Raw genomic sequence first — 25,079 nt, 5'->3', positions numbered from 1 at the left:
GACTGTGAAACTACTCACGACATTATGATAAATATCTGGTAAAATAGAGTAGAACTAAATAGCATTATTTGTGAAACACTGATAATATTAAGATAAAAAATGGATGCGCTAACAGAGAATGTTATCAAAATAAATATAAGAGTACTGGTCAAACTAATAAACAAGAAGGGGAAATTAGGATGAGTGATCAAAGTAAAATTCCACAAGCGACGGCGAAAAGATTACCTTTATATTATCGCTTTTTAAATAACTTACATATCCAAGGCAAGCTACGAGTATCATCCAAGGAATTAAGTGATGCTGTTAAAGTTGATTCGGCAACAATAAGAAGGGACTTCTCCTATTTTGGTGCACTAGGTAAAAAAGGGTATGGATATAATGTAGAGTATTTGTTAGGGTTTTTTAGAAAAACTCTAGACCAGGACGAGAATACACCTGTAGTACTTATTGGGGTTGGTAACCTAGGAACTGCATTTTTAAATTATAACTTTACCAAAAATAATAATACAAAAATAGAAATAGCCTTTGATGCGGATAAGAGTAAAGTTGGAACAGAAATAGCTGATATCCCAATCCATCACATTGATGATTTAGAAGAAAAAATCGGGAAGGTGAAAGTAGCAATTCTAACCGTACCGGTATCTGAAGCACAGAACATTACAGAAAGACTAATTAGTTCTGGTGTGACAGCTATTTTAAACTTCACTCCAGCAAGAATTACTGTACCAGAAGGTGTCCGTGTCCATCATATTGACCTTGCGGTAGAGTTACAATCGTTAGTTTACTTTATGAAACATTACCCATTAGAAAATGAAGAACAATAAAGAAAACAGCTATCCTGTCAGATAGCTGTTTTTTTATTGTTTATTTTTTGACTTTGCGCGTTTAATTTTGAAATGCAAGTTTACAAGTCTTATTGTCACTGCAAAATCTAATGTAGCAAAAAAGGCTAGGAGGAGTGTCATGAAATTCCAAAGTGTATCCTCTACCGACTGGATTGCTATGTATGTGAATACGACTCCCATACCAAAGTACAAGGAAGCCATAAACAGTGGGGATGTTCGCATTGTACGATTAGCCTCCTATTAATATTGTTTGAAGCTTCTCCAACTGTTCTAACATTTCATTCACTTTCTTCTCATCCATATTTAATTGTGCGATAACCGTAATGGTATTCATCGACATATGTGCAATGATAGGAACGATAATTCGCTTTGTTTGTACATAAAGAAAGGCAAAGACTATACCCATGGCCATATAGGTTAATGTATGGGTGAAATCACCGTGTACTAAGGCGAATATTAATGCAGAGACAATTGCCGCAAGAATAAAATTCGTACGCTTATAGATACTTCCAAAGATGATTTTACGGAAAATGATTTCTTCCAAAATTGGAGCAATAACGGAAACAATCACAATGAAGATAGGGGCTGCTCTAGCAATACTCATAATGTCCATTGTATTTTTGGAGCCAGGTTCGATACCCAAGATAAATACTTCTATTATAATTGTTACATATTGCGCCATGTAAGCTAGTATGATGCCAAGGAACGACCATAATACCGTGTTGCCTATGTTTGATGCACCACGTACACTACCTTCCTTCATATCTTGCCTTAACAGAAACAAAGTAATGATTAAGGCTCCTATAAAGCTTATTAAACTCCATCCGACACCAGCTGTTGTTGGATCTATTGGTAATTTTCTTATAAAAGGTGCAACAACTCCACCAGATAACTGCATTAATAGGTAGGTTAAAATAACATACCAATATCTTCTTGGCAAAAAGCAACGACTCCTTTTGTAAAGTAATTACATATTTTACTTCATTGTACGTATTTTAACACAAAAATAGAATAGAATTGAAATAGTTAGTCCAAAGTATTATAGGTGATTAACGGATGGTAGCAAGTGAAAAAAACGTCGAAAAAAAAATAAACTAGATTGCTTGCAAAATCAAATACAATTAATTATTATAATAATTGTGTTAGCACTCATTAAAGGCGAGTGCTAAAAATCAAAACAATTTATTTACTAACAATTTAAGGAGGGTTTTAAATGCTAAAACCACTAGGTGATCGTGTAATTATTGAACTTGTGGCACAAGAGGAAAAAACAGCAAGTGGGATTGTACTTCCTGATTCTGCAAAGGAAAAACCACAAGAAGGAAAGGTAGTTGCAGTAGGTTCAGGACGTGTAACAGAAAATGGAGAAAAAATTGCTCCAGAAGTTGCAGAAGGTAACTTGATCATTTTCTCCAAATTCGCAGGAACAGAAGTTAAATATGAAGGAAAAGAATACTTAATTCTTCGTGAGAGTGACATCTTAGCTGTAATCGGCTAATTATTGCGGAGTACAGAGTTTTTATATCATAATCTAACCTAAATTGACTAAGGAGGGCTTTATACATGGCTAAAGAAATTAAATTTAGTGAAGACGCTCGCCGTGCTATGATGCGTGGAGTAGATACATTAGCAAACGCTGTTAAAGTAACATTAGGACCAAAAGGTCGTAACGTAGTTTTAGATAAAAAATATGGTTCACCACTAATTACAAATGATGGTGTTACTATTGCGAAAGAAATCGAACTAGAAGATCATTTCGAAAACATGGGTGCTCAGCTTGTTGCTGAAGTTGCATCTCAAACAAACGATGTTGCTGGGGACGGTACAACAACAGCAACTGTACTTGCACAAGCTATGATCCAAGAAGGTTTGAAAAACGTAGCATCTGGTGCAAATCCAGTAGGCGTACGTCGTGGTATTGAGCAAGCTGTAAAAGTAGCAACAGAAGAATTACGTAACATCTCTAAACCGATTGAAAGCAAAGAGTCTATCGCACAAGTTGCTGCAATTTCTTCTGCTGATGAAGAAGTAGGTCAACTAATTGCAGAAGCGATGGAACGTGTAGGTAACGATGGTGTTATCACAATTGAAGAATCTAAAGGGTTCTCTACTGAGCTTGAAGTGGTTGAAGGTATGCAATTCGATCGTGGTTATGCATCTCCATACATGGTTACTGACCAAGATAAAATGGAAGCAGAACTTGATGATCCATATATCTTAATCACTGACAAGAAAATCAACAACATCCAAGAAGTATTACCAGTACTAGAACAAGTAGTACAACAAGGTAAACCACTTCTTTTAATCGCTGAAGACGTTGAAGGCGAAGCTCTTGCAACTCTAGTTGTGAACAAACTTCGTGGTACATTTAATGCAGTAGCAGTTAAAGCTCCTGGATTTGGTGACCGTCGTAAAGCAATGCTAGAAGATATTGCTACATTAACAGGTGCAGAAGTAATCACAGAAGATCTTGGTCTTGAGCTTAAGAACACTGGTATCGAGCAATTAGGTCGTGCAACTAAAGTTGTGGTAACAAAAGAAAACACAACAATCGTTGAAGGTGCTGGAGATCCAGAAAAAATCTCTTCTCGTGTTGCACAAATCCGTGCACAATCAGAAGAAACTACTTCTGAATTCGATAAAGAAAAATTACAAGAGCGTTTAGCTAAGCTTTCTGGTGGTGTTGCAGTAGTTAAAGTTGGTGCTGCTACAGAAACAGAATTAAAAGAACGTAAACTACGTATTGAAGATGCATTGAACTCTACTCGTGCAGCTGTTCAAGAAGGTATCGTTTCTGGTGGTGGTACTGCACTACTAAACGTTTACAACAAAGTAAAAGAATTAGACCTAACTGGTGACGAAGCTACTGGTGCGTCTATCGTACTTCGTGCTCTTGAAGAACCAGTTCGTCAAATCGCGCACAACGCAGGACTAGAAGGTTCTATCGTTGTTGAACGCTTGAAAAACGAAGAAGTTGGTGTTGGATTCAACGCAGCAACTGGCGAATGGGTAAACATGATTGAAGCCGGTATCGTTGACCCAACTAAAGTTACACGTTCTGCACTTCAAAACGCAGCATCTGTTGCAGCAATGTTCTTAACTACTGAAGCAGTAGTAGCAGATATCCCTGAAGAAAATGCTGGCGGCGGCATGCCTGACATGGGTGGCATGGGCGGAATGGGCGGCATGATGTAAAAAAGACCTGCAAACTCTGATATATAAGGGTTTACAGAGCTTCGGTCTTGTCTATGTTCATGCTTTTGCTCATGTTTTTAATCAATTAGATTTTGCGAGAGGTCTTTCATTAAGTTACCAAACTTAGTGGAAGCCTCTTTTTTTATGTTCTTTGTCATGTGGGCTTATATATCCATAGTCGTAGTAATATCGCTATGTCCTAAGCGTTCCTGTATTTCCTTTATGTGTACGTTAGCTTCAATAAGCAAAGAGGTGTGAGTATGCCTAAAGGAATGTGGTGTAATATCTTTTTTAATCTTAGTTTTCTTTAGCAGCCGTAGCAACCTATTGGAGATAGCCTTTATTGTTTTTGGATAACCTTCATTAGTTGCAAAGACAAAATTATTATCGTGATAAAACGGCCCATTCTCTTTAATGTTGATGTTTTGTTGTCCCTGGTGAAGTTGTAACAAATTAATTACAGTTGGATCTATACTTATGGTCCTGATTGATGTTTCTGTTTTTGGTGTAAGCAATTGGTATTTTAATTTATTATTAGTTGGATTGTAATAGGTTCTGATTACTCTTAAGGTTTGGTTATTAAAGTCAATATCAGACCACTTTAAAGCAACCATTTCTCCCACTCTTAAGCCGGTATAAGCAAGTAATGTGAAAGTAAGTAAATCACCCTCTAAGCCTTCATTTTTAGCAACAGTTAGAAATTCACCTAATTCTTCTTTTTCAAGAAATTTCTCTTGTATAGAATCTCCTTTTTCAAGATCAGCAACGGTTTTCTTTTTCTTAGGTAGCTTAATGTTATTTGTTGGTACTTCTTTAATGAGTTTATTCTCTTTTGCATACTCAAACACCATATTGGCAGAGGTATGAATACTGGAAACATAGTTTGTGCTGAATTTATTAGCCAATTTGTCAATTGTATCCTGGTATGCTTTCTTTGATATTCTTTGTATTGCTGTATTGCCAAACTCATCCCTAATATGTTTCAATGCTATTTTTCTTGCCCTTAAACTACTTTCTTTCGCGCCCTGTGACGAAGTGTAGTGTTTTTCCCAATCATCACATAATACATTGAATGTTATTTTTGAAGGTTGAACGTATTCATTATTATGGAATTGTCTTTCAAATAATGCAGCAGCAAGTTGGTCGTCTTTTTTTGTCAAAAAGCCCGACTTACTAGTTTGTTTATCTTTACCAGTTATGGGATCTTTTCCAGCGTAAGCACGATAAGCCCACTTTTTTCCTTGTTTGTAGAGGTATGCCATTTAATCACCTGCTTTATAGTGGAAATGATGTATTAAAAAATCCTTGAATTCTTTTGTTAGCCCCTCAATAAATTCTAATAATTCTTCTTGGTTAGTATATTCATGCTTACCGATGTTTCTATTTTTAATTAATTGAACAATAAAAACTGTTAAAGTTCTAAGTTCTTCCTCATTGGAAGTGCGAAGAAAAATTAATACGTTTGCGAGGTACTGACTAACTATGGATTCTAATTCACTATCAGACAGCTCTTTTAGACTTTTTTTGACAAATTTACTTACATTATAATTTTCAGCCTTAATATTATCTCCAACAAATTCAATTTGTTTTTTTAATTCATTATCATCAAGGTCGTTTAAAGTCTTTTTGCCAGTTGTAAGGTAAAGCATAGAAACATTTAATTTTTCGGCTAATAATTCAATCGTTTTAGAACTTGGATTTTTTCTATTGTTTTCTAAATCACTTAAATATGAACGTGATAAATTCATTACTTTAGCGAGTTGTTCTTGTGTAAGTTTTCGCTCTTTTCGTATCACTTTGATATTACCGCCTATTTCCATAGGTTCACCTCCATGTCTTAATAATACCAAAAATGACGCCAATAGCAAACATTTTATTTACTATATTTTCCATATATGGGATAATAAACTTAAGAAATGACGCCGATAGAGTTTGAAAGTAGAGTAAAAAATGTATCTTAAAGCAGTGCAGTTTATTAGATGAGATTAAAAGAGGAACGTCAAAAAAGCAAATGGACACAAAAAGAAACAGCTCAAAAAATTGGAATTTCAAGAAGTTATTACGTTGATATTGAAAACGATAGAACTTTACCTAGTTTTACTTATTTTTTACCTATCAATGGCGCCAATAGGTGACAAAAATAATTTAAAGGAGCTGGATTAAATTGTTTAACGTTCAAATAGATGAAAAAACCGTTAATGAAATGTTAGAAAAAGCAATTAATGAACGAGTTGAGGAATTGGCTAAGCTAAAATATTTTATGTCCTACAAAGAGTTAGCAGATTACCTAAACATCAGCAAGCCTATTATAGAAGATCGTTTAATTAAAAATGGTTTGAAGTATTACAAAGTAGGTAGTAAATACTTATTCAAGAAGGAAGAAGTAGATCAATTTCTGGATGATATGACAGCTAGCATGACAGCCACAAACAATGATTTAAAATTTTTTACAAAATTACAAGGGAATATATAAATAATGGCCCATGCTATCAAAGAACTAAAAGAACGCATGCAAGCCACATAAGATCTGTGTCAAGGAATGTTTCCAAAAAAAATTAGGAACTAGAGATAAGGGCTTATGAGGAGGCAATTAATGAACATAAGAAATACGGTTTTAAGAAAGCACGTCGTGCACCACAGATCTCAAAGTGTTAATATACTTTTATATATCAAGCTTTTGCCCTCTTTGCTCTTATACAGCAGGGAGGGCCTTTTTATGCCCGAATTTAGAATTGAATACCCCTTGAATTTTATTGGTAAGTAAAAAGAAGGTAGGGAAAAATCTTATGGAGGGGTTTATACCACTACAGGTCTCGGATGAGTTTAAGAGTAATTACTTTGAATTATTTTATGAACTAAGCAAAGAAGCTTTTGAAGCTGCCAAAAAAGAAAGTGGCGCAGGAAGGTACATGACGAAAAAGCAATGTTGTGAGTTTATCGGTATTTCCTTTGGGGATTTGCAAAAATTAGAGAAACTTGGTTTATCAGTTATTGAGTTAGAAGGTAAGGTGCTCGTCAATCGTGAGGATATTATAAAATTCATTAATAAAAATAAGAGAATTGAAAGTCTTAAATTGTTTATGGCATTTAATAAATGTACCCTTTGGCAATCGGGTGTATGCAATAATTCCTGCATAAATACAACTTTACATGGAGAAGTGGTGATGGTAGGCTAAATTGCCAAACAAGACCAACCCTTGCCCTATTGCTTTTCACCTTTACCACAGAGGCCCCATGTCAAGTTATCATGGATATGAATCATCATACTGCCATACTTATACTGCTGATTGCCATTTCATTCAAAAATTAAATGCCAAATACACTTAAATAATAAAATAATTTAATCGCTGGCAGGCGAAATTAAATTCATTGTGTGTGTAACGCTTGTCTTGCGCTACATGAATGACTAACCTATGAAAGTATCAATTAGTAATGAGGAAGATATTTTCACCAAATAATCCGATTACCCAAAAAAATAACAAATACGGTTCAAAAAAGTAAATTAATAACCGATCAAATAGTGTATTAAAAAAATCACATCCCGTTTTTGGGATGTGATTTTTAAGTATTGATTTTCTCTATGATTAAGTTAAAAAAAGAACTTAAACACACCGAATATCAATAAAGTGAATAACACCTGAATCATAACTAATAGCGCATACCCTTTATTAGGATTTTTCTGTTGGTTTTTTTGATAATATTTGATTACCAGGTACTCGTTTGAAAAGCAAGTAATATTAACGAGTAATAAAAATAAAATTGTTATGATTAAGGCATTGTCATAAGATAAAAAAGAGGTTGAAAAAAGAATAAGCGAAATAACAAGAAAAATGTAAGAGTATCGAAAATTCTTAGGTGTTATGGTCATATCTCACAAACTCCTTTACATGAATAGTAATAAACCATTGATGTTATTCACAAGCTATCGAAGCTATTCCGTATACGGTTGAAACAAGAAGTGGAACGATTACTGCTGCTGGTCCAGTGATACCCAAAAGATAAGCAGCGGCAGAATAAGAACCGCTATGGATTAACCCTATAGCTGTAAGGGCATCACCACAACTAAAGCCCATTGTAGAGACTCCACCTTGTTGCCCATTCATATTGTCTTTCATTTCTTGTGCGATGTTATCAGCCGTTTCCGTTACTACATTGTCACCGTCTGCCATATAACGATTAAATTTATTGATGCTTGATTGTAATTGTCCAAGGTTAAGTGAAGTGTCTACGTTTTTAAGTTTATGCGCTAATTCATTTTTATTGACGATTTTAATTTGCTTGTTTCCTTCTGAATCTGTGTAATTCTCTAGGTGATTAGAGACAGTTTGCAACAATACTATTTGCTCTTGTGTTAAGTTGCTTTTATTTGTTTTTTTAGAAGGTGACACTTGGGCTGATACTGAACTTCCAACTATTCCGACGAATAATACAGTGGCCATAAATACAAAGGTAAACTTTTTCCATATCTTCATCTTACAACATCCTCCTAATAGTTTTCTAGTTTAGAATAAATAAACATCGTGATCGAAAAACGCAACTTCCCCCATAGACCACCACCAATAAAAGTTAATTTGCTGATAATTGTCTTTTATGTAGGTCTATTTTTATTATAACAAATAATCCTTTAGACTAAGTTGGGAAAAATCGACTAATTCAGACAACAATTAATGGGGGGAGGAATTACACATGTGAAAAAATGGAGAGATGATTTTATGATTGGAGCTACTACTGCAGCCCATCCAGTTGAAGGTATAATTAGAATAGTAAGTTTTTACCTTTAACCTTACATATGCTGTGATATATAACTAAGTGTATATTTCTTTAGAATTTTTTCGGTTTCCTCTTGAGATTCTAAAAGAATAGACAAAATTAGCTTGTCTGTTTTATCTAACTTAGATGGTTCTGCGTTGTTATTAGTATCGTTTATTAGACCAATATAGATATCGTATAAAGTTGTTTCTTCTGGTTTTGTTAAAAGTCTATAACCACCATAGCGACCACTATAGCCTTCCACAATCTGTGATTGCATTAATTTAGCTAACACTTTACGTATAAAACTTGATTCTATACCCAGTTTCTCGGTAAGTGTGATACTTGTTACAAGTTCTTTTGAATTTGCTAATATAGCTAAGGACTTCAAAGCAACAAAAAATGTTGTATTTCCTAAATACCCAAATTGTAAATGCGATTTCATGTTTTCACTTCCTAAGATGAAAATTATTCCTAACTATGATATTTTACCAATCCTTGTAGTTTAATTAAAGAAAAAATAGTTGACTTTGCAAAAGATTATTTGATAACATTTAATTGTGATAAAAAATCACAATTAAATGTATTGGGGGTTTACCATCATACGAAAAGAATATTCTCTTAGCCGTTAAATAGGTTTATTCTCTAAAAAGTTATTATAAAGCTATGTAGTTAGATTGTTTGTGTATGTTTTTTAGACATAAGCAAAAGAAAGGAAGAAGATCGCTTGGAAAATACAACAAAGAATCCCCCTATCAAGAAGAAAGTCATTGTATTTCTTATGATTTTGGGTACTTTTCTCACAGCATTTAATCAAACAATCATGAGTGTCGCAACTCCAGAATTAATGGCAGACCTTAAAATTTCAGCTGCAACAGCTCAATGGTTAACTACGGGTTATATGTTAGTAAATGGGGTTTTAATTCCAATCACTGCATTTTTTATGAAACGATTTACAACTCGACAGCTATTTCAAAGTTCCATGATTATTTTCCTAGTCGGTACCATTCTTTCAGCTGTCGCCACTAACTTTCCGTTGCTATTGGTAGGACGTTTAGTTCAAGCTGCGGGGGCAGGAATTATTGTTCCGTTACTTTATAATGTTATTATGAAACTTTATCCTCCTGCAAAAAGAGGTACAGTAATGGGGATGGTCTCACTGGCAATTCTTTTTGCTCCAGCGATCGGACCTACTCTCGCTGGTTATGTAATTGATATTTTTTCTTGGCAAGCAATGTTTTATGGTCTAATTCCGATCGTGGCGATAGTGATACTTGGTGCCCATTTTTATCTAGAAGATGTGTCAGAAACGGCTCCAGCAAAGCTTGACTTTAATAGTGTAATCTTGTCAACTATAGGTTTCTCAGGTTTATTATACGGTTTTAGCGTTGCTGGTAATGAGGGTTGGTCAAGTACAGTAGTAATTGTTTCTTTTTGTGTTGGGATTATTGCACTTGGTTTGTTTACTTGGCTGCAATTGGTGTCAGCAGAACCACTTCTTGAGCTCAGGACTTTTAAGTACGGGATGTTTACCTTGACTAACATTATCAATATTGGAATTACCATTATCATGTATGCAGATATGATACTACTACCTCTCTATCTTCAGGATGCGAGAGATTATACAGCAATGGAATCCGGTTTGCTGATGCTTCCTGGAGCAATTTTAATGGGGGCTCTTAGCCCGGTTGCTGGCAAGCTTTTCGATCGATACGGGGCAAAATGGATTACTGTTATCGGTATAGTTATTACAATCGCTACCACAATACCTTTTGCGTTTTTAACGGATTCTACCAGTTTTTCATATCTAGTTCTAATGTCTACTGGGCGTCGTATAGGTATGGCCTTACTCATTACGCCAATTCAAACTGCTGGTTTAAATCAGATACCGCTTAGCCTTAGTGCACATGGTTCTGCAATATGGAATACCATTAGGCAAGTGGCTGGGGCGGTTGGAACTTCCTTACTGGTTACTGTCATGACCACTAGAACCAATACCCACCTTCAGAGCTTGATCGCCAATAGTGGAACAAATACGGAACCACAACAACATATGATAATAGAAGCTTCGATTCAAGGAGTAAATGATGCCTACTTTGTTATTATTATAATTGCAGTAATTAGTTTGCTACTTGCTTTCTTTATCAAGAATAACAAACAAGTATTGGAAGAAGAAACTAGCTCAGCTTTTAAAAAGCTAAGCGAATCAAAGGCATAAAAAGAAAATTTAAAGTTTATATATTCCTAACATTTATCTATTTAAAAAACTCTAACGAGGTGATTTAATGAAGCTAAAAAATAAGGTGGCAGTAGTAACAGGTGCAGGATCTGGAATGGGGAAAGCGATTGCCACTGTTTATGCAGATGAAGGTGCGAAAGTAGTGGTTTCAGATATTAATAAGGAAACTGCTGAAGGAACAGTGGAGGAAATTAAATCTAAGGGCGGAGAGGCTGTTGCTGTATTAGCGAATGTAGCAATTGAAGAGGATGTACAAGCACTAATCGATACAACAGTAGATACCTTTGGAACAGTAGATATTCTAGTTAATAATGCTGGGGTTATGGATAATTTTATTCCTGCCGCTGAAATGGAAGATGATTTATGGGAAAAAGTTTTTGCAGTTAATTCAACAGCTGTTATGCGTACGACTAGAAAGGTATTGCCTATCTTCTTGAATGAAAATAAAGGCGTAATTGTCAATATTGCATCAAATGGCGGTCTTCAAGGAGGTCGTGCGGGTGCAGCATATACAGCATCTAAACATGCTGTTATTGGTTTCACTAAGAATACTGGTTTTATGTATGCTAAAAGTGGTGTGCGATGTAATGCAGTAGCTCCAGGAAGTGTGGAGACAAATATCGCTGCTACACTGACTAATGTAAGTGAGTTTGGTTTGGGGCAATCAAGACCTGGAATGGCAACCAATCCGCGTTTGGCACAACCAGATGAAATAGCAAAAGTAGCACTATTTTTGGCTACTGATGATGCTAGCTTCGTTAATGCTACTACAGTTACTGTCGATGGTGGATGGACTGCGTATTAACACTTGTATATCTCTTGAAAAATTTGGTCGCATCTGTTTAACGAATTCTTCTTTCGAATTTTATATGAAGGATTCTAATCCCTAACAGATATATGTAGTTTTCATTGAAAATACTCAACTTATTTGTTCAAATATTTAATAGAAGAAGCAAGAGGATGAGAAATATAAGATGTATAACTCCATATGAGAATAATTAGAAATGCTAACATTTTGCTAACGCAACAAGTAAAAAAGGGTTAAATCCTGTTAAAGATGTTATAGTAATAATTTAACAAAACCTTGATATAACGCACTCTAAGCACATCAAGTTAAAGAAATTACACACTCTCACCTTAGGGTCGGCATGATGTAATGACCGCTCAATCCCTTGATATATAAGGGTTTATAAGTTATTTAATAAGAAAGTGCTAACATCAGATATATAAAAGAGGCTTCTCATTAGTTGATTAAACTTTTGGGAAGCCTTTTTCTTTTGCAGATGAGGTGAGACCTACTGCGTGATTAACTATTATTGCTACTTCTGGTTAAAATCAAAGCGTTAATGGCTAATCTACTTACCATTTCTGCTTAGTCGGTCTTAGATGGCAGCCATTAATATCTGCCAACTTTGTTGACTTTTAAAAAAATTAATTTCCCAAATGGAAAAGACAATAAAGTAACTAACATGTTCGTAGTAAACTTCATACTGTGCAATAGGTTAATTAGACCTTTCTTAAAATAATTTCTAAGAATAATTTGTTTATATTTAGTAATTAATTAAAAAATAATTAAACTTTTATTGAAAAATATAAATATGCAGTTATATAATTTTAAAAAAAGGCGATTATTTAAAATAAGAGAGGTGATAATGATGGAATATGAAAAATTAACAAAGATTTTTTATAAAGAAGGTAATGAATATTATAAGAAAGAAATAGATAAAAGAAAAAATAGTTACGGTAGCTATTTAACTCCTTTAACAATTAGAGGTTTTAAAAAAGGGCAAAGTAATAATGAATCCTACGAATTGTTTTATGTAAATACCCATAAATTAATGTCGTTAAATAACCAAGTATTGATAAATAGTTCAAAGATTTCTTCATTAATTAGTAAGCTTCCTAATTTCGTTGTAGAACCCTATTTCCATAAACTAATTGTTAATGAAGCACAAAGTAATAATGAAATAGAAGGTATTCGTAGTACCAAGAAGGAATTAAAAGAAGTATTAGGTGACTTAGTAAGATCAGACAAAAAACGTAAAAGGTTTAAAGGACTAATGAAAACTTACTTGTATATTGATAAAATAAAACCCTTTACAGAAATATCTGATTTTAGAAAGTTATATGATGATTTAGTTTCAGATGAAATTGATAAAGATGATGAACCTGATGGTGAATTATTTAGAAAAGGGTATGTAGAGATAAATGACGGAACAAAAACAACTCAAATAGGTATTAGTTCGGAAGTTAAAATTATTGAGTCACTAAATGCATTAATCAATTATCTTGATAACGCACAACATTCAGAATTATACCGGTACATGGTTGCACATTATTATTATGAGTATATACATCCCTTTTATGATGGTAATGGAAGGACAGGACGTTTATTAGCGTGTAGTTACTTATCAAGTCATTTAGAGAGATATTCAGCTATTACTTTTTCATATGCCGTCAATAAGAACAAATCAAAGTATTATAAAGCTCTTGAAGAAATTCCTTCTCCTTTAAATAAGGGTGAAATGACCTTTTATTTAATAGATATGCTAGAGTTGCTCTCCTCGGGGCAAGAAGGAATTATTGAAGACTTAGAAATGAATTTGTCCAAAATAGAGAGGATTAAAGAATCATTTATAAGTAATACTTGGGATGAGATGATTGAGGAAGCGGAATTATTACGAATTATGACTCACCTTAGTGTATTTGTAAATGATGATGCAAGTTTTCCTGTAACGAAGCTGATGGAAATATCCAATAAATCAAGGTATAAAGTAAACCAAATAATGAGTAACTTAGAAGATAAAGGATATGTTAAATTTGTTAAACAAAGACCTAAAGAATATAAAGTGACTGACGAATTCTTGGAGAGTATTTTGGTTATCTAATAATTTTATGTATAACTTAAAACACAATCTTGATATAGTTGTTGAATAATTTGAGATGAACGAGTTATTAAATAATTTAAATTAAGAAATTTAAAAAGAGGCTTCTCATCAGTTTATCAACTTGAGGGAAGCTTTGGATAGATTACACTTAGTTGGACAGATTCGTTAAGGGCATATAAACTTAATTCAATTAATGTCGGAGGAGAGTCAAGTATGGTCAAAAGAGAAAGAAGAACATTTTCGAAAGAGTTTAAAGAACAAATCGTCCAGCTGCACCTTTCAGGTAAACCTAGAAATGAAATTATCAAAGAATATGAGCTAACGCCTTCTGCCTTTGATAAGTGGGTTAGTCAACATAAAACAACTGGATCTTTTGAAGAGAAAGACAACAGAACTCCAGAACAGGAGGAGTTAATCAGACTCCGTAAAGAAAATCAAAGACTTGCAATGGAGAATGATATTTTAAAGCAAGCCGCGCTGATCATGAGACGAAAGTTAGCTGTGATTTGTAATAACAGTCACAAATACGCTGTATCAGCAATGTGCGCTGTCTTACAACTTCCAAGAAGTACGTACTACTATGAAGCCAAAATCCGTGATGACCAAGATAAAGAAGGAGCTATCTAAGAAAGGCTAGCAAGTTTCACGTCGCCGTATTGTGCGTATAATAAAAGAACAAGGACTTGTTTTCAAGTACACCATTGCTCAATTTAAACAAAAGAAAACAACTGTCAATGAGTCCAATCATTAGTCACAGTGCTGGTCCTCATAAAGAACTAGAAGCATAATTAAGCCTCTTTCTATATTATCAGTAACTCCTTTTCAATAAATCTTTCTTTTACTTTCTAATGCTCTTCTTCGTAAGTAACGAAGCTCTATCCCAAACTATTTTAAGCACCTCAGTAAAAAATTTCCATGTATCAAAAAAGTCTGAAAACAATTGACAATCATATATTCAAACCATACAATTGATAATGGTTATCAGTTTCATCTAGAGAGGGGTAATTTGTATGCCAAATCAAATAAATAAAAAACGAATTTCACTTATGTCTGCAATCATTCTTATTTTAGCAATTACTTTACTAGGATGTTCAAGTGAAACAAAAGAAAGTACAGAATCTACTAGTAAAAATAGTAATATGATTACTTTTGCTTGGCCAAGGGATGTAGGTGCATTGAATCCACATGTCTATAATCCAAATCAATTATTCGCCCAATCTATGGTATATGAACCTTTAGTTAGCTACCAAGATGGGGGAGAACTAAAACCACATTTAGCAGAATCTTGGAAGATCTCTGAAGATGGGACAGAATATGTATTCAACTTACGTCAAGATGTAAAATTCTCTGACGGGACAAGCTTTAATGCAGAGATTGTTAAGAAGAATTTTGATACTATATTAACCAATATAGACTTGCATAGTTGGTTAGGATTTATTCCGAAGATAGCTCAAACAGAGGTCATTGATGAGCATACCTTTAAATTAACATTAAAGGAACCTTATTATCCTACTATTCAAGAACTAGCTGTTGTACGCCCAGTCCGATTCCTTGGAGAAGCTGGTTTTCCTGAAAGTGGTGACACTTCAGAAGGTATAGCACAGCCAGTTGGAACAGGTCCATGGGTATTGGATGAATATAAAGTAGATGAATATGCCATATTTAAACGTAATGAAAATTACTGGGGTGAACTTCCAAATGTAGAGAAAATTCATGTCAAAGTTATTCCGGATGCTGAAACACGTGTACTTGCTTTTGAAAAAGGTGATTTAGACCTTATATATGGTGAGGGAGTTATTAACTTAGATGCATTCAAACAATTACAATCGACAGAAAACTATGAAACTAGTGTATCTGAGCCAGTTGCTACTAGACAGCTAGTGATGAATACAAATAAAGAGCAGCTTTCGGATCTACGTGTTCGTCAAGCATTACATTATGGGTTTGATAAGGAAGCAATGGTTGAAGGTGTAACATCTGGATTGGAAGAGAAGGCTGACTATATCTTACCAACAAACTTTCCATACACTTCGAATGTTGATGCAACGACAGTTGATTATAATGTTGAAAAAGCGAAACAACTATTAGACGAAGCAGGCTGGAAACTACCAGAAGGTAAAGATATTCGTGAAAAAGATGGTAAACCACTTGAATTTGAATTAATGTACGACTCTGCTGAGTCAATACAGAAATTAATGGCTGAAACATTACAATCTGAGTGGGCAGGATTAGGTGTGAAGTTAAACATTGTTGGAGTAGAGCTTACCACTCAAGTGGAAAGATTCAAAGCTAATGAATTTGATATGAATTTCTTCAGTAACTATGGGGCTCCATATGACCCACATACTTACGTGAACATCGTTGCTACAGACGGATTTGGGTTTAAAGAAGCCATTTCATCTTACCCTAATAAAGAGGAGTTACTAAATCAAATAGCTGAAGTTAAGCAAACAACGGATGAAAATGAACGTCAACAGTTATATACAACAATTTTAGGCTCACTTCAAGAGCAAGGTGCAATTGTACCTATATCTTATATTAAGAAAATAGCAATTCATCAAAAGAATGTTTCGGATTTCACGTTCCCAGCTAATCGAGATGAGCATCCGTTTACAGGAATTAGTGTAAACGAGTAAGAGACAGGAGAGGTTTTCATGGGAACTTATGTCTTGAAAAGAATAATCACTATCATTCCAATTTTTCTTTTGGCTACCCTGCTAACATTTAGTATGATTCGCTTATCACCAGTAGACCCAGCTGAAGCATACTTTACTGCAGCCCATATCCAGGCAACAGATGAGATGTTGGAACAAAAAAGAAATGAGTTTGGCTTGGATCAACCTTTTTTAATCCAATATGGGAACGCTCTTATTAAGATATGCCAATTTGATTTTGGCATATCTTATGTTACGAATAAACCTGTATGGGAAGAGATAACCTCTCGAATGCCAGCGACTATTCAGTTAACTATTGGCAGTCTATTAATTGCCATCATAGTAAGTGTTCCTATTGGTTTTTTAGCTGGTATAAAAAAGAATAGTGTAATTGACCATTTTAGCCGGTTTCTCTCTTTTATAGGGGCGTCTATCCCTTCGTTTTGGCTTGGTTATTTATTTATTTTTTTCTTTTCCGTAAAACTAGACCTTTTCCCAGTGCAAGGTATAGGAACTTGGAAGCATTTAGTCTTACCTTCCATTACGTTGGCTTTCCCTTTAATAGCTCTATATACCCGATTGTTACGTGCAAGTGTTCTTGAAAATTTACAAGAGCCATATGTACTTTTTGCACGGACGAGAGGGATTCATGAAAGGATTATAATGGGAAAGCATGTATTAAGAATTGCCGTTTCTCCAATGATTACTGGGCTTGGAATGAATTTAGGAAACTTAATGACTGGAGCTATTATTGTCGAGGCAGTCTTTTCGTGGCCAGGGTTTGGGCGGTATTTTATTGAGGCTATTTTTAACCGTGATGTTCCGGTTATTCAAGGCTATGTGCTATTAGCAGCGGGAATATTCCTTATAAGCAACTTAATTGTTGATGTTATCCAAATGTATATTGACCCACGCATTTCTAGAAAAGGAAGGCAATTACAATGATAGCGATGTTTCGTGGTATATTAAAAAGTCAAAAAGTGATTGTCATATGTTCTCTTATACTTTGTGTATTATTTTTAATGGCATTATTTGCTCCGTGGTTGGCACCTAATGACCCCACTGCTGTAAATTTTGTTGATAAATTACAAAGACCTTCTTTAGACTATCCGTTTGGGACAGATCATTTAGGTCGGTGCATATTTTCACGTATTCTATATGGGGCTCGAATTTCACTGGGTTATGCTATGCTAATATTTATGTCAGCTTTAAGTATTGGTTTAATCATTGGAATTATTGCTGGATATATAGGTGGTTGGGTTGATCAATTGTTAATGAGATTAGGGGATGGTCTGATGGCGATTCCAAGTCTGTTGTTTGTTCTTGGTTTCGTTGGTATTTGGGGAACTGGGCTTAAACAAGTTGTTTTTGGATTAATTCTCGTACAATGGGTTTATTACGCAAGGGTCATTAGAGGAATGGTTCTAAGCCTGAAAGAACAGAACTATATTACTGCGGCTAAAATCAGTGGTTCTTCTACGTGGACCATCATGCAGAAGCATATTATTCCTAATGTTCTTCCTTCATTAGTGGTAATGGGAACATTAGAAATGGGTTGGGCGATAATGAATTTATCATCGATGTCCTTCTTAGGCCTAGGTGTACAGCCACCTACACCTGAGTGGGGGGCTATGATTCATGAAGGGAAGTCCTATATCAGAACAAATCCAGCATTAATGGTTTATCCGGGTTTAATGATTATGCTAGTTGTTGTTACCTTTAATTTATTAGGTGAAGCACTATCGGAGCGATATGGAATCAAACGCCGTTAATAAAAAAGGAATGATCAATGATGGAGACAAAAGACCAATATATCTTAAATGTAAGAGACTTAAATGTACAAGTGAAAACTGCTGAAGGTATGTCTACCCTTGTTAGAAATATTAATTTTGGCATGAAAAAGGGACAGGTATTAGGTTTAGTTGGAGAAAGCGGTAGTGGTAAAACGGTCACAAGTATGTCTATACTGCAATTATTAAATCGGAAAAACATGAACATCCAAGGAAGCATAACATTAAAAAATAAGGAATTAAATGGCTTAAAAGAAAAGGAATTGCGAGAATTTAGAGGGAAGGAAATTGCATTTATTATGCAAAATCCTATGAATGCCTTCACTCCTGTTTTTACAATAGGGCAACAACTTGTGGAAACAATTAGATCTCATACAACATTAAATAAAAAACAAGCTAAGGAGCTTGCAATTGATGTGATGCAAAGTGTAAACTTGCCAGATCCTGAAATAATATTTAAAAACTATCCTTTTCAGTTGAGTGGGGGTATGCTTCAACGGGTGATGATTGCCATGGCCGCCTGCTTACATCCCTCTGTTATCATTGCTGATGAACCAACTACAGCACTCGATCTTCATAACCAATTATTAGTACTCCGTTTGTTGGAAAGAATTCGTTCTGAATATGGCACATCCATTTTACTCATTTCTCATGATTTAGGAGTAATTTCGGAAATGGCAGATGATGTAATGGTAATGCAAAATGGTCAAATTATAGAAACTGCAAATGTATTCGATTTATTTGATAATCCACAACATGAATACACAAAAAGGCTGTTAAGAACAAGGCCGACTTTGTATTTTAAAAAACAACCGTACACTTATATGTTGTGATAGGTGAATCATTCTTAAGGGGGATACCAATGAGCTTATTGCAGGTTGAACAAGTAAGTCATAAATTTAATTCTAAGAGACTTTTTAAGACGAACAATCAATCAAATAATGTTCTTCATGATGTTTCCTTTTCTATCGAGGAAGGATCATGTTTAGGCTTAATTGGTACTAGTGGGGCTGGAAAAACCACCTTAGGAAAAGTGATACTAGGTATTCAACGTCCTCAACATGGAAAGGTTTTGTTTCAAGGACATGACATTTATAACGTAGACAAAGCAACCCAGCGAAAATTACGCCGTGATCTACAAGTTGTTTTCCAAGACTCCTATTCATCGGTTAACCCCAGAATGACAGCAGAACAAATTATAATGGAACCATTAGAGAACTATGAAAAGCTAACCATTGGTGAACGTAGAAGTAAAGTTGTTTCGCTACTGGAACGTGTAGGTCTAAGTGAAAAGGATTTAAAGAAGTTTCCTTATCAGTTTAGCGGTGGTCAATTGCAAAGGATTAACATTGCTAGAGCGATTTCCCTTAAACCGAAACTAATCGTCCTAGACGAATCGGTGAGTAGCTTAGATATGGTTACTCAAAGCTTGATACTAGAGTTATTAAAAGAATTAAAAGTAGACTTTGGCTTATCTTATCTATTTATTACCCATGATATTAAAGCTGCTTTTTCCATCTCTGATGCATTGGGGGTACTAGAAAAAGGAGAATTAATAGAGTATTACGAATCGAAAGATGAGTTTTTTCACTCAAGAAACCCTGTTATTTTAAGAATGAGGGAGTCTATTCTTGCTGAACATCCACGTTTTCGTTCACTAACGAAGAATGTAAAGATGGTATAAATACAATACAGTGAATCGAAAATGTTATCGTAGTGAAGATAGAAGCAAAAATGAAGGATGGATGTCACAACATACGTAAAAATGCTGTGACATTTTTGTTGTTTAAAGGGGATATTATATAATGTTGCAAAATTCTTTAAGTTCAGGCACTCTGAAGACATCTTTAACAAACAAACAATACATGGGCTTAGCATTACCCATTATTATTTCTCAAATAACAACTCCGCTTCTAGGAGCAGTTGATACCGCAGTAGTAGGTCAACTCCCTGATCCAAGCTATATAGGAGGAGTTGCCGTTGGTAGTATAATTTTTAATACATTATATTGGGTGCTTGTTTTTTTAAGGGTAAGTACATCCGGTTTTGCCTCTCAAGCCCAGGGTGCTAATAATCAAGATGAGATACTTTTCTCCTTAATACGTCCTATATTTATTGCAATAGTCATTGGTGGCTTATTTATCTTGTTTCAAGAAGCAATTAAGGGAGTAGCTTTTTGGATAATTACGCCATCGGCTGGAGTGATTGAACAAGCTGCATTATACTATGATATTCGAATTTGGGGAGCTCCCTTTACGCTCATAAGCTATACTATACTTGGTTGGCTTGTCGGTTTGTCATTTTTAAAGTTAACGGTATATTTACAAATTGGTATGAATGTTCTAAATATATTATTAGATGTTATGTTTGTTACTAACTTTAATATGGGTGTCGCAGGTGTTGCCATAGCTAGTCTAATTTCAGAAATTACAGTTGCATTAGTTGGTATTTTCATATTAATAAAGCTAAAGTTAGTCAATATCCCGTCAATTGTGTTAAAGAATGTCTTTCAAAAATCAGTATTTATCAAAATGATAAAGGTTAATCGTGATTTGTTTATTAGGTCGATTTGTTTGTTGACTGTCTATACCCTTTTTACTTCAAAAGGGGCACAGATGGGGGAAGTAGAACTTGCTGCTAATGCGATCTTATTTCAAATACATTTTTTAATGGCATATTGCTTAGGTGGCTTTGGAAATGCAAGCAGTGTATTAGTGGGTAGAGCAATCGGTGCAAATAATAGCCAATTGTTTTCAGACACAATAAAGCTTTCTTTAAAATGGGGAGTACTAACAGGATTCTTATTATCATCTTTGTTATATCTTTGTTCATCTTTTATTTATCCTCTTTTTACTTCAATTGATCAAATATTAGTAAGTGTTAACCAATACCAAGGCTGGCTTTTATTATTTCCTATAGTAGGTTTTTGGGGAATTATTTTAAATGGAGTTTTTTCAGGAGCGACAGAAGCTGCTCCAATCAGAAATTCATTTATAATTTCTATGATTATATTTTTGGTATTAATAAATATATTAATTCCGACTTTGGGTAATCATGGGTTGTGGATATCTTTTACTATTTTTACTCTGTTTCGTTCTCTTGTTTTGGGGTCTTATTTACCTAAATTGTCAAGAAGGCTATTTTAATTTATAATACAAAAAAATAGCTTTCTCACAGAGTTTTTATCCCCTGTAAAAAAGCTAATTATTTAATAATTATAATCATCGTCATTCATCGTTTCAACTACTGACATCAAGTAGCCATTACCAACAGCGCTAAAAAAGTCGTGATTGGTTGTGCTGGTTGATAATCCATTTAAAACAATTGGGTTAACATCTTCAGCTGAATCTTCAAATAATGGGTCAAGTCTTAGATTCATTAATGCTTTATTCGCATTATATTTTAAGAAAACTTTTACGTCTTCTGTCCACCCGATTTCATCATATAAATATTCAGTATAGCTACATTCATTTTCATATAATTGATATAGAAGTTGATATACCCACATTTTTAATTCTTCTTGTTCTTGTTGTGGTAATTCTTTAAATCCTAAACTAAACTTATAACCAATATACGTACCGTGGACAGATTCATCTCTAATTATTAACTTAATAACTTCAGCAACATTCATCAATTTTGATTTGCCTAAATAATACAATGGTGTATAGAAGCCGGAGTAGAATAAAAATGATTCTAAAAATACACTTGCTGCTTTACGTTGTAGATCTGTTCCATTTTCATAAATATCATCAATAATGTTTGCTTTTGTTTGGAGCGTTTCATGAAATTCAATCCACTCAAATATATCACGAATTTCTTGGTTGGTGTTGAGTGTACTAAAAATGTTAGAGTAACTTCGAGCATGTTCCGTTTCCATAAACTGAATATTGTTTAAAACATCTATCTCTAAATCCGTTCTAACATTCTTCCTTAGAGCTTCTATACCACTTCTTGATTGAAGTGTATCCAATAGGGTTAGCCCACCAAATACTTTTTCAACTAACCTTTTTTCAATTTCACTTAGCTTTCGCCAATCTTGCTTATCTTTTGATACAGGCATTCTCGTTGATAACCAAAATTGACTTGTTAACTTTTCATAAGTTAATTTATCAACCATATCTTCCACAGCGTTCCAGTTCGTCGCCGTATATATTTTTTTATTCACGTATTATCCCCCTAAATACTACAAGATTCACAGTAATTTGCTCCAAGTTCTTCTCCATCTCCCGTATAGGTCCGAACATAATAAACAGATTTTACACCTTTTTTCCAAGCGTAATTACGAAGTATATTTAAATCTCTAGTTGTTTTCTTAGTAGGATAATCACTATCGATCTTCCATTCATACATGCCTTCAGGTAAGTCTTCTCTCATAAATAGAGTCATACTTGCACCTTGGTCAATGTGTCTACCAGCAACGGCATAGGTATCAATAATTTTTCTTTGGTCCATGTCATATGCAGAGACATAATATGGAATCGTTTCATCAGATAAACCTGGAGCTGGATAATAAACTTTACCACGTTTACCTTCCGTTCTTTCTTCAATTCTTTGAGTAATTGGGTGAATGGAAGCCGTTGCTTCATTTACATAACTAATTGATCCCGTCGGTGCAACTGCTAATCTATAAGCATTATAGATACCATGCTTCATAACAGACGCTTTTAGTTCCTTCCAATCTTCATGCTTTGGTATAAAAATACCTTCAAACAATTTTTTTGATTCCTCATATTTAAAGTCAAATTCAGGTTCATTTAAATATAAGTCAAAATAAGAACCATCCGCGTAAGCAGATTTTTCAAATTCAAAGAAAGTCTCATTCCGTTCAATGGAAATATTATTACTTTCTACTAATGTCCAATAGTTTAGTAGCATGAAGTATGCATCTACAATTTCTAAAGCTTGAGGGCTACCATAATGAATTTTATTCTTGGCTAAAAATCCATGAAGATTCATAGCTCCTAGTCCAACCGAGTGATACATATCGTTACCATTCCTGACAGAAGGTACAACATCAATACTAGAAGTATCTGTTACAAATGTTAATGCTCTTAGCATGGTTCTTACAGATTTTCCAAAGTCAGGGGAAGCCATTAATTGAACAACATTAGTAGAACCTAGGTTACAACTAACATCATTACCTAAGAACTGATAGGTTTGATCATTATTTATAATAGATTGACGTTGAACTTGGAAAATCTCTGTACATAAATTAGACATGGAAATAACACCATCGACTGGATTAGCTCTATTAGCATGATCAATGTTAATAATATACGGATAACCACTTTCATTTTGGATATTACTTATTTCGGTTTCTAATTCACGAGCCTTTATTTTTGTTTTACGGATGTCTTTATTATTCACCATGTTTTCATATTCTTTCGTAATATCAATGCTTGAGAAAGGTTTACCATAAGCTTTTTCCACATCATGAGGAGAAAACAGATACATTACGGAATTCTTTTTTACTAACTCATAATATTTATCTGGAACAACTAATCCTAAAGATAATGTTTTAATCCGAACCTTTTCATCGGCGTTTTCTTTACGAACGGAAAGAAAATCAACCACATCTGGGTGGAAAATATTCAAATAAACAACCCCGGCGCCATCCCTTGCTCCGCCTTGATTGGCATAAGAAAAAGAATCTTCATATAATTTCATGACCGGAACAATACCGTCAGCTAACCCATGAACTCCTTTAATCGGATCATTGTTAGCTCTTATATCTGTAAGGTTTAGTCCAACCCCACCACCAATTTTAGATAATTGTAGGGCAGAATTAATACTTCTACCAATACCATTCATATCGTCTGAAACATTTAATAAGAAACAGGAAACCATTTCCCCTGCCCTCTTTTTAGCAATATTTAAAAATGTTGGTGTAGCAGGTTGATAGCGTTGATTAATTAACTCGTCTGCTAAACTAATCGCTAATTCTTCATTTCCATTGGCTAATACTAGCGCATTGAATGCTAATCTATCTTCATATCTTTCTAGAAACCATTTACCATCATCTGTTTTCATAGCATATTGAGAATAGAACTTATAAGCACCCATAAAACTACGAAAACGGAATTTACTTTCATAGATTTTTTTGAAAAGTTTCTTAACAAAACTTTTCTTATATTGATTTAAGAAATCATCTTTGATGTAATTATTTTCTACTAAGTAATCTAATTTTTCTTCTAATGAATGGAAAAACATCGTATGGGGATTAACAAATTCCAGGAAGTAAGCCTTGCAAGCTTCATGGTCTTTGTTAATCTGGATCTTGCCATCCTTTACTATGTTTAACAAGTTATTCAGCGTGAAATATGTTTCTTCTGCTTTATTAGACATTAATTGAGGAGACTGCAAACTTATTCACTTCCTTTTTAAAGTTATCTACATCTTTATCTGTACCGGCGTATTCAAATGTGAAAATCAATGGCTTACTATATTTAGCAGATAATTCTTTTGCATTTACACAATACAAATCATCAAAATTAAGATTTCCACTAGAGGCAAAACCTAATAGGTGTTCTTTATTACCTTTATAATCTATAAAATCACTAACTTCTTCTGTAATCATATTTTCATAGGATGGAACTACAACAATATAATCTTCGGAAACTTCATGGAATGGATTAGTAGGATTGATTTCATGTGACTTCATATCGACTCGTTCTACAAAGTCTTTAACATTACCAGTTATAGTCATATAAACTAATAGC

The 25,079-nt window shown here is 34.3% G+C and carries 24 protein-coding genes and 2 pseudogenes; 17 read left to right on the top strand and 9 right to left on the bottom strand.

The window, feature by feature from the left end:
* Positions 1 to 179: 179 nt before the first annotated feature.
* Positions 180 to 824, top strand: a complete 645-nt coding sequence (locus H7K77_RS14255; protein WP_186578521.1) for a redox-sensing transcriptional repressor Rex — start codon at positions 180 to 182, stop codon at positions 822 to 824.
* A 33-nt stretch (positions 825 to 857) separates the two neighbouring features.
* Here H7K77_RS14255 and H7K77_RS21740 read toward each other — a convergent pair whose 3' ends face one another.
* Positions 858 to 965, bottom strand: coding sequence for a hypothetical protein (locus tag H7K77_RS21740; protein WP_328701132.1), 108 nt, complete (start codon positions 963 to 965; stop codon positions 858 to 860).
* On the opposite strand from H7K77_RS21740, the gene H7K77_RS21735 reads away from it, so the two are divergent.
* Complete coding sequence (locus H7K77_RS21735; protein ID WP_328701133.1) at positions 964 to 1,089, top strand: hypothetical protein; 126 nt, start codon at positions 964 to 966, stop codon at positions 1,087 to 1,089. The two genes, H7K77_RS21740 and H7K77_RS21735, sit on opposite strands and share 2 nt — an antisense overlap.
* Here the strand turns inward: H7K77_RS21735 and H7K77_RS14245 are convergent.
* Positions 1,075 to 1,785 (bottom strand): CPBP family intramembrane glutamic endopeptidase, encoded by a 711-nt coding sequence (locus H7K77_RS14245; RefSeq protein WP_186578519.1) that lies wholly within the window; start codon positions 1,783 to 1,785, stop codon positions 1,075 to 1,077. The genes H7K77_RS21735 and H7K77_RS14245 overlap by 15 nt on opposite strands.
* A gap of 273 nt (positions 1,786 to 2,058) precedes the next feature.
* Here H7K77_RS14245 and groES point away from each other — a divergent pair, with 273 nt between their 5' ends.
* Positions 2,059 to 2,343: a co-chaperone GroES gene (gene groES / locus H7K77_RS14240; RefSeq protein ID WP_186578518.1), complete on the top strand. Its 285-nt coding sequence runs from the start codon at positions 2,059 to 2,061 to the stop codon at positions 2,341 to 2,343.
* Positions 2,344 to 2,408: 65 nt separating this feature from the next.
* Positions 2,409 to 4,040 (top strand): chaperonin GroEL, encoded by a 1,632-nt coding sequence (gene groL / locus H7K77_RS14235; RefSeq protein ID WP_186578517.1) that lies wholly within the window; start codon positions 2,409 to 2,411, stop codon positions 4,038 to 4,040.
* 77 nt (positions 4,041 to 4,117) lie between these two features.
* Here the strand turns inward: groL and H7K77_RS14230 are convergent.
* Positions 4,118 to 5,302, bottom strand: a pseudogene (locus tag H7K77_RS14230) (site-specific integrase).
* Positions 5,303 to 5,860, bottom strand: coding sequence for a helix-turn-helix domain-containing protein (locus H7K77_RS14225; RefSeq protein ID WP_186578516.1), 558 nt, complete (start codon positions 5,858 to 5,860; stop codon positions 5,303 to 5,305).
* 159 nt (positions 5,861 to 6,019) lie between these two features.
* Here H7K77_RS14225 and H7K77_RS14220 point away from each other — a divergent pair, with 159 nt between their 5' ends.
* The 3 genes from H7K77_RS14220 to H7K77_RS14210 all read left to right on the top strand — a co-directional run bounded on the left by H7K77_RS14220 (position 6,020) and on the right by H7K77_RS14210 (position 7,216).
* Positions 6,020 to 6,175, top strand: coding sequence for a helix-turn-helix domain-containing protein (locus tag H7K77_RS14220; RefSeq protein ID WP_186578515.1), 156 nt, complete (start codon positions 6,020 to 6,022; stop codon positions 6,173 to 6,175).
* A 29-nt stretch (positions 6,176 to 6,204) separates the two neighbouring features.
* Entirely contained in the window at positions 6,205 to 6,513 is a 309-nt protein-coding gene (locus tag H7K77_RS14215) for a helix-turn-helix domain-containing protein (RefSeq protein ID WP_186578514.1), read from the top strand.
* A 313-nt stretch (positions 6,514 to 6,826) separates the two neighbouring features.
* Positions 6,827 to 7,216 carry a hypothetical protein gene (locus H7K77_RS14210; protein WP_235988943.1) on the top strand — a complete coding sequence of 130 codons (390 nt, stop codon included), beginning with the start codon at positions 6,827 to 6,829 and terminating at the stop codon, positions 7,214 to 7,216.
* Between the two features lie 735 nt (positions 7,217 to 7,951).
* On the opposite strand, the gene H7K77_RS14205 is transcribed toward H7K77_RS14210, so the two are convergent.
* Complete coding sequence (locus tag H7K77_RS14205) at positions 7,952 to 8,512, bottom strand: hypothetical protein (protein WP_186578513.1); 561 nt, start codon at positions 8,510 to 8,512, stop codon at positions 7,952 to 7,954.
* Between the two features lie 311 nt (positions 8,513 to 8,823).
* The gene (locus H7K77_RS14200) at positions 8,824 to 9,234 is read right to left on the bottom strand and encodes an Rrf2 family transcriptional regulator (RefSeq protein ID WP_186578512.1); all 411 of its coding nucleotides are present in this window, start codon (positions 9,232 to 9,234) and stop codon (positions 8,824 to 8,826) included.
* Positions 9,235 to 9,570: 336 nt separating this feature from the next.
* Here H7K77_RS14200 and H7K77_RS14195 point away from each other — a divergent pair, with 336 nt between their 5' ends.
* The 10 genes and pseudogenes from H7K77_RS14195 to H7K77_RS14150 all read left to right on the top strand — a co-directional run bounded on the left by H7K77_RS14195 (position 9,571) and on the right by H7K77_RS14150 (position 21,506).
* A complete protein-coding gene (locus tag H7K77_RS14195) occupies positions 9,571 to 11,007 on the top strand; it encodes a DHA2 family efflux MFS transporter permease subunit (protein WP_186578535.1) in 1,437 nt (478 codons plus the stop codon).
* 67 nt (positions 11,008 to 11,074) lie between these two features.
* The gene (locus H7K77_RS14190) at positions 11,075 to 11,833 is read left to right on the top strand and encodes an SDR family oxidoreductase (protein WP_186578511.1); all 759 of its coding nucleotides are present in this window, start codon (positions 11,075 to 11,077) and stop codon (positions 11,831 to 11,833) included.
* An 850-nt stretch (positions 11,834 to 12,683) separates the two neighbouring features.
* Positions 12,684 to 13,916 carry a Fic family protein gene (locus H7K77_RS14185; RefSeq protein WP_186578534.1) on the top strand — a complete coding sequence of 411 codons (1,233 nt, stop codon included), beginning with the start codon at positions 12,684 to 12,686 and terminating at the stop codon, positions 13,914 to 13,916.
* A gap of 213 nt (positions 13,917 to 14,129) precedes the next feature.
* A pseudogene (locus H7K77_RS14180) lies at positions 14,130 to 14,658 on the top strand (transposase); the annotation flags it as partial.
* Positions 14,659 to 14,926: 268 nt separating this feature from the next.
* Positions 14,927 to 16,552: a nickel ABC transporter substrate-binding protein gene (gene nikA, locus H7K77_RS14175; RefSeq protein ID WP_186578510.1), complete on the top strand. Its 1,626-nt coding sequence runs from the start codon at positions 14,927 to 14,929 to the stop codon at positions 16,550 to 16,552.
* An 18-nt stretch (positions 16,553 to 16,570) separates the two neighbouring features.
* On the top strand, positions 16,571 to 17,515 hold the full coding sequence (gene nikB, locus H7K77_RS14170; RefSeq protein ID WP_186578509.1) for a nickel ABC transporter permease subunit NikB: 945 nt from the start codon (positions 16,571 to 16,573) through the stop codon (positions 17,513 to 17,515).
* A complete protein-coding gene (nikC, locus tag H7K77_RS14165) occupies positions 17,512 to 18,342 on the top strand; it encodes a nickel ABC transporter permease subunit NikC (protein ID WP_186578508.1) in 831 nt (276 codons plus the stop codon). Before nikB ends, nikC begins: the two co-directional genes overlap by 4 nt.
* 20 nt (positions 18,343 to 18,362) lie before the next feature.
* On the top strand, positions 18,363 to 19,193 hold the full coding sequence (locus H7K77_RS14160; protein WP_186578533.1) for an ABC transporter ATP-binding protein: 831 nt from the start codon (positions 18,363 to 18,365) through the stop codon (positions 19,191 to 19,193).
* Between the two features lie 29 nt (positions 19,194 to 19,222).
* On the top strand, positions 19,223 to 20,044 hold the full coding sequence (nikE, locus tag H7K77_RS14155; RefSeq protein ID WP_186578507.1) for a nickel import ATP-binding protein NikE: 822 nt from the start codon (positions 19,223 to 19,225) through the stop codon (positions 20,042 to 20,044).
* 121 nt (positions 20,045 to 20,165) lie between these two features.
* A complete protein-coding gene (locus H7K77_RS14150) occupies positions 20,166 to 21,506 on the top strand; it encodes an MATE family efflux transporter (RefSeq protein ID WP_186578506.1) in 1,341 nt (446 codons plus the stop codon).
* A gap of 62 nt (positions 21,507 to 21,568) precedes the next feature.
* Here H7K77_RS14150 and nrdF read toward each other — a convergent pair whose 3' ends face one another.
* The 3 genes from nrdF to nrdI are packed head-to-tail and all read right to left on the bottom strand — an operon-like array spanning position 21,569 to position 25,066.
* Complete coding sequence (nrdF, locus tag H7K77_RS14145) at positions 21,569 to 22,525, bottom strand: class 1b ribonucleoside-diphosphate reductase subunit beta (RefSeq protein WP_328701130.1); 957 nt, start codon at positions 22,523 to 22,525, stop codon at positions 21,569 to 21,571.
* An 11-nt stretch (positions 22,526 to 22,536) separates the two neighbouring features.
* Positions 22,537 to 24,705: a class 1b ribonucleoside-diphosphate reductase subunit alpha gene (gene nrdE, locus H7K77_RS14140; RefSeq protein WP_186578531.1), complete on the bottom strand. Its 2,169-nt coding sequence runs from the start codon at positions 24,703 to 24,705 to the stop codon at positions 22,537 to 22,539.
* Positions 24,698 to 25,066: a class Ib ribonucleoside-diphosphate reductase assembly flavoprotein NrdI gene (nrdI, locus tag H7K77_RS14135; RefSeq protein ID WP_222599373.1), complete on the bottom strand. Its 369-nt coding sequence runs from the start codon at positions 25,064 to 25,066 to the stop codon at positions 24,698 to 24,700. Before nrdI ends, nrdE begins: the two co-directional genes overlap by 8 nt.
* Positions 25,067 to 25,079: the final 13 nt, after the last annotated feature.

The sequence above is a fragment of the Aquibacillus kalidii genome (genome assembly GCF_014280935.1).
Lineage (GTDB): Bacteria > Bacillota > Bacilli > Bacillales > Amphibacillaceae > Aquibacillus_D > Aquibacillus_D kalidii.
The sequence above is the reverse complement of the archived record's forward strand: the minus strand, read 5'-3'. Positions and strand labels throughout refer to the sequence as shown.

Bases quoted from the DNA above. Each gene is read 5' to 3' on its own strand.
- H7K77_RS14190 (WP_186578511.1), top strand. From the start codon at position 11,075: ATGAAGCTAAAAAATAAGGTGGCAGTAGTAACAGGTGCAGGATCTGGA.
- H7K77_RS21735 (WP_328701133.1), top strand. From the start codon at position 964: ATGAAATTCCAAAGTGTATCCTCTACCGACTGGATTGCTATGTATGTG.
- nikA (WP_186578510.1), top strand. From the start codon at position 14,927: ATGCCAAATCAAATAAATAAAAAACGAATTTCACTTATGTCTGCAATC.
- H7K77_RS14205 (WP_186578513.1), bottom strand. From the start codon at position 8,512: ATGAAGATATGGAAAAAGTTTACCTTTGTATTTATGGCCACTGTATTA.
- H7K77_RS14150 (WP_186578506.1), top strand. From the start codon at position 20,166: ATGTTGCAAAATTCTTTAAGTTCAGGCACTCTGAAGACATCTTTAACA.
- H7K77_RS14210 (WP_235988943.1), top strand. From the start codon at position 6,827: ATGGAGGGGTTTATACCACTACAGGTCTCGGATGAGTTTAAGAGTAAT.
- H7K77_RS14200 (WP_186578512.1), bottom strand. From the start codon at position 9,234: ATGAAATCGCATTTACAATTTGGGTATTTAGGAAATACAACATTTTTT.
- groL (WP_186578517.1), top strand. From the start codon at position 2,409: ATGGCTAAAGAAATTAAATTTAGTGAAGACGCTCGCCGTGCTATGATG.
- H7K77_RS21740 (WP_328701132.1), bottom strand. From the start codon at position 965: ATGACACTCCTCCTAGCCTTTTTTGCTACATTAGATTTTGCAGTGACA.
- H7K77_RS14195 (WP_186578535.1), top strand. From the start codon at position 9,571: ATGATTTTGGGTACTTTTCTCACAGCATTTAATCAAACAATCATGAGT.
- nrdE (WP_186578531.1), bottom strand. From the start codon at position 24,705: ATGTCTAATAAAGCAGAAGAAACATATTTCACGCTGAATAACTTGTTA.
- nrdI (WP_222599373.1), bottom strand. From the start codon at position 25,066: ATGACTATAACTGGTAATGTTAAAGACTTTGTAGAACGAGTCGATATG.
- H7K77_RS14225 (WP_186578516.1), bottom strand. From the start codon at position 5,860: ATGGAAATAGGCGGTAATATCAAAGTGATACGAAAAGAGCGAAAACTT.
- nikE (WP_186578507.1), top strand. From the start codon at position 19,223: ATGAGCTTATTGCAGGTTGAACAAGTAAGTCATAAATTTAATTCTAAG.
- nikC (WP_186578508.1), top strand. From the start codon at position 17,512: ATGATAGCGATGTTTCGTGGTATATTAAAAAGTCAAAAAGTGATTGTC.
- H7K77_RS14220 (WP_186578515.1), top strand. From the start codon at position 6,020: ATGAGATTAAAAGAGGAACGTCAAAAAAGCAAATGGACACAAAAAGAA.
- nikB (WP_186578509.1), top strand. From the start codon at position 16,571: ATGGGAACTTATGTCTTGAAAAGAATAATCACTATCATTCCAATTTTT.
- H7K77_RS14185 (WP_186578534.1), top strand. From the start codon at position 12,684: ATGGAATATGAAAAATTAACAAAGATTTTTTATAAAGAAGGTAATGAA.
- H7K77_RS14255 (WP_186578521.1), top strand. From the start codon at position 180: ATGAGTGATCAAAGTAAAATTCCACAAGCGACGGCGAAAAGATTACCT.
- groES (WP_186578518.1), top strand. From the start codon at position 2,059: ATGCTAAAACCACTAGGTGATCGTGTAATTATTGAACTTGTGGCACAA.
- H7K77_RS14160 (WP_186578533.1), top strand. From the start codon at position 18,363: ATGGAGACAAAAGACCAATATATCTTAAATGTAAGAGACTTAAATGTA.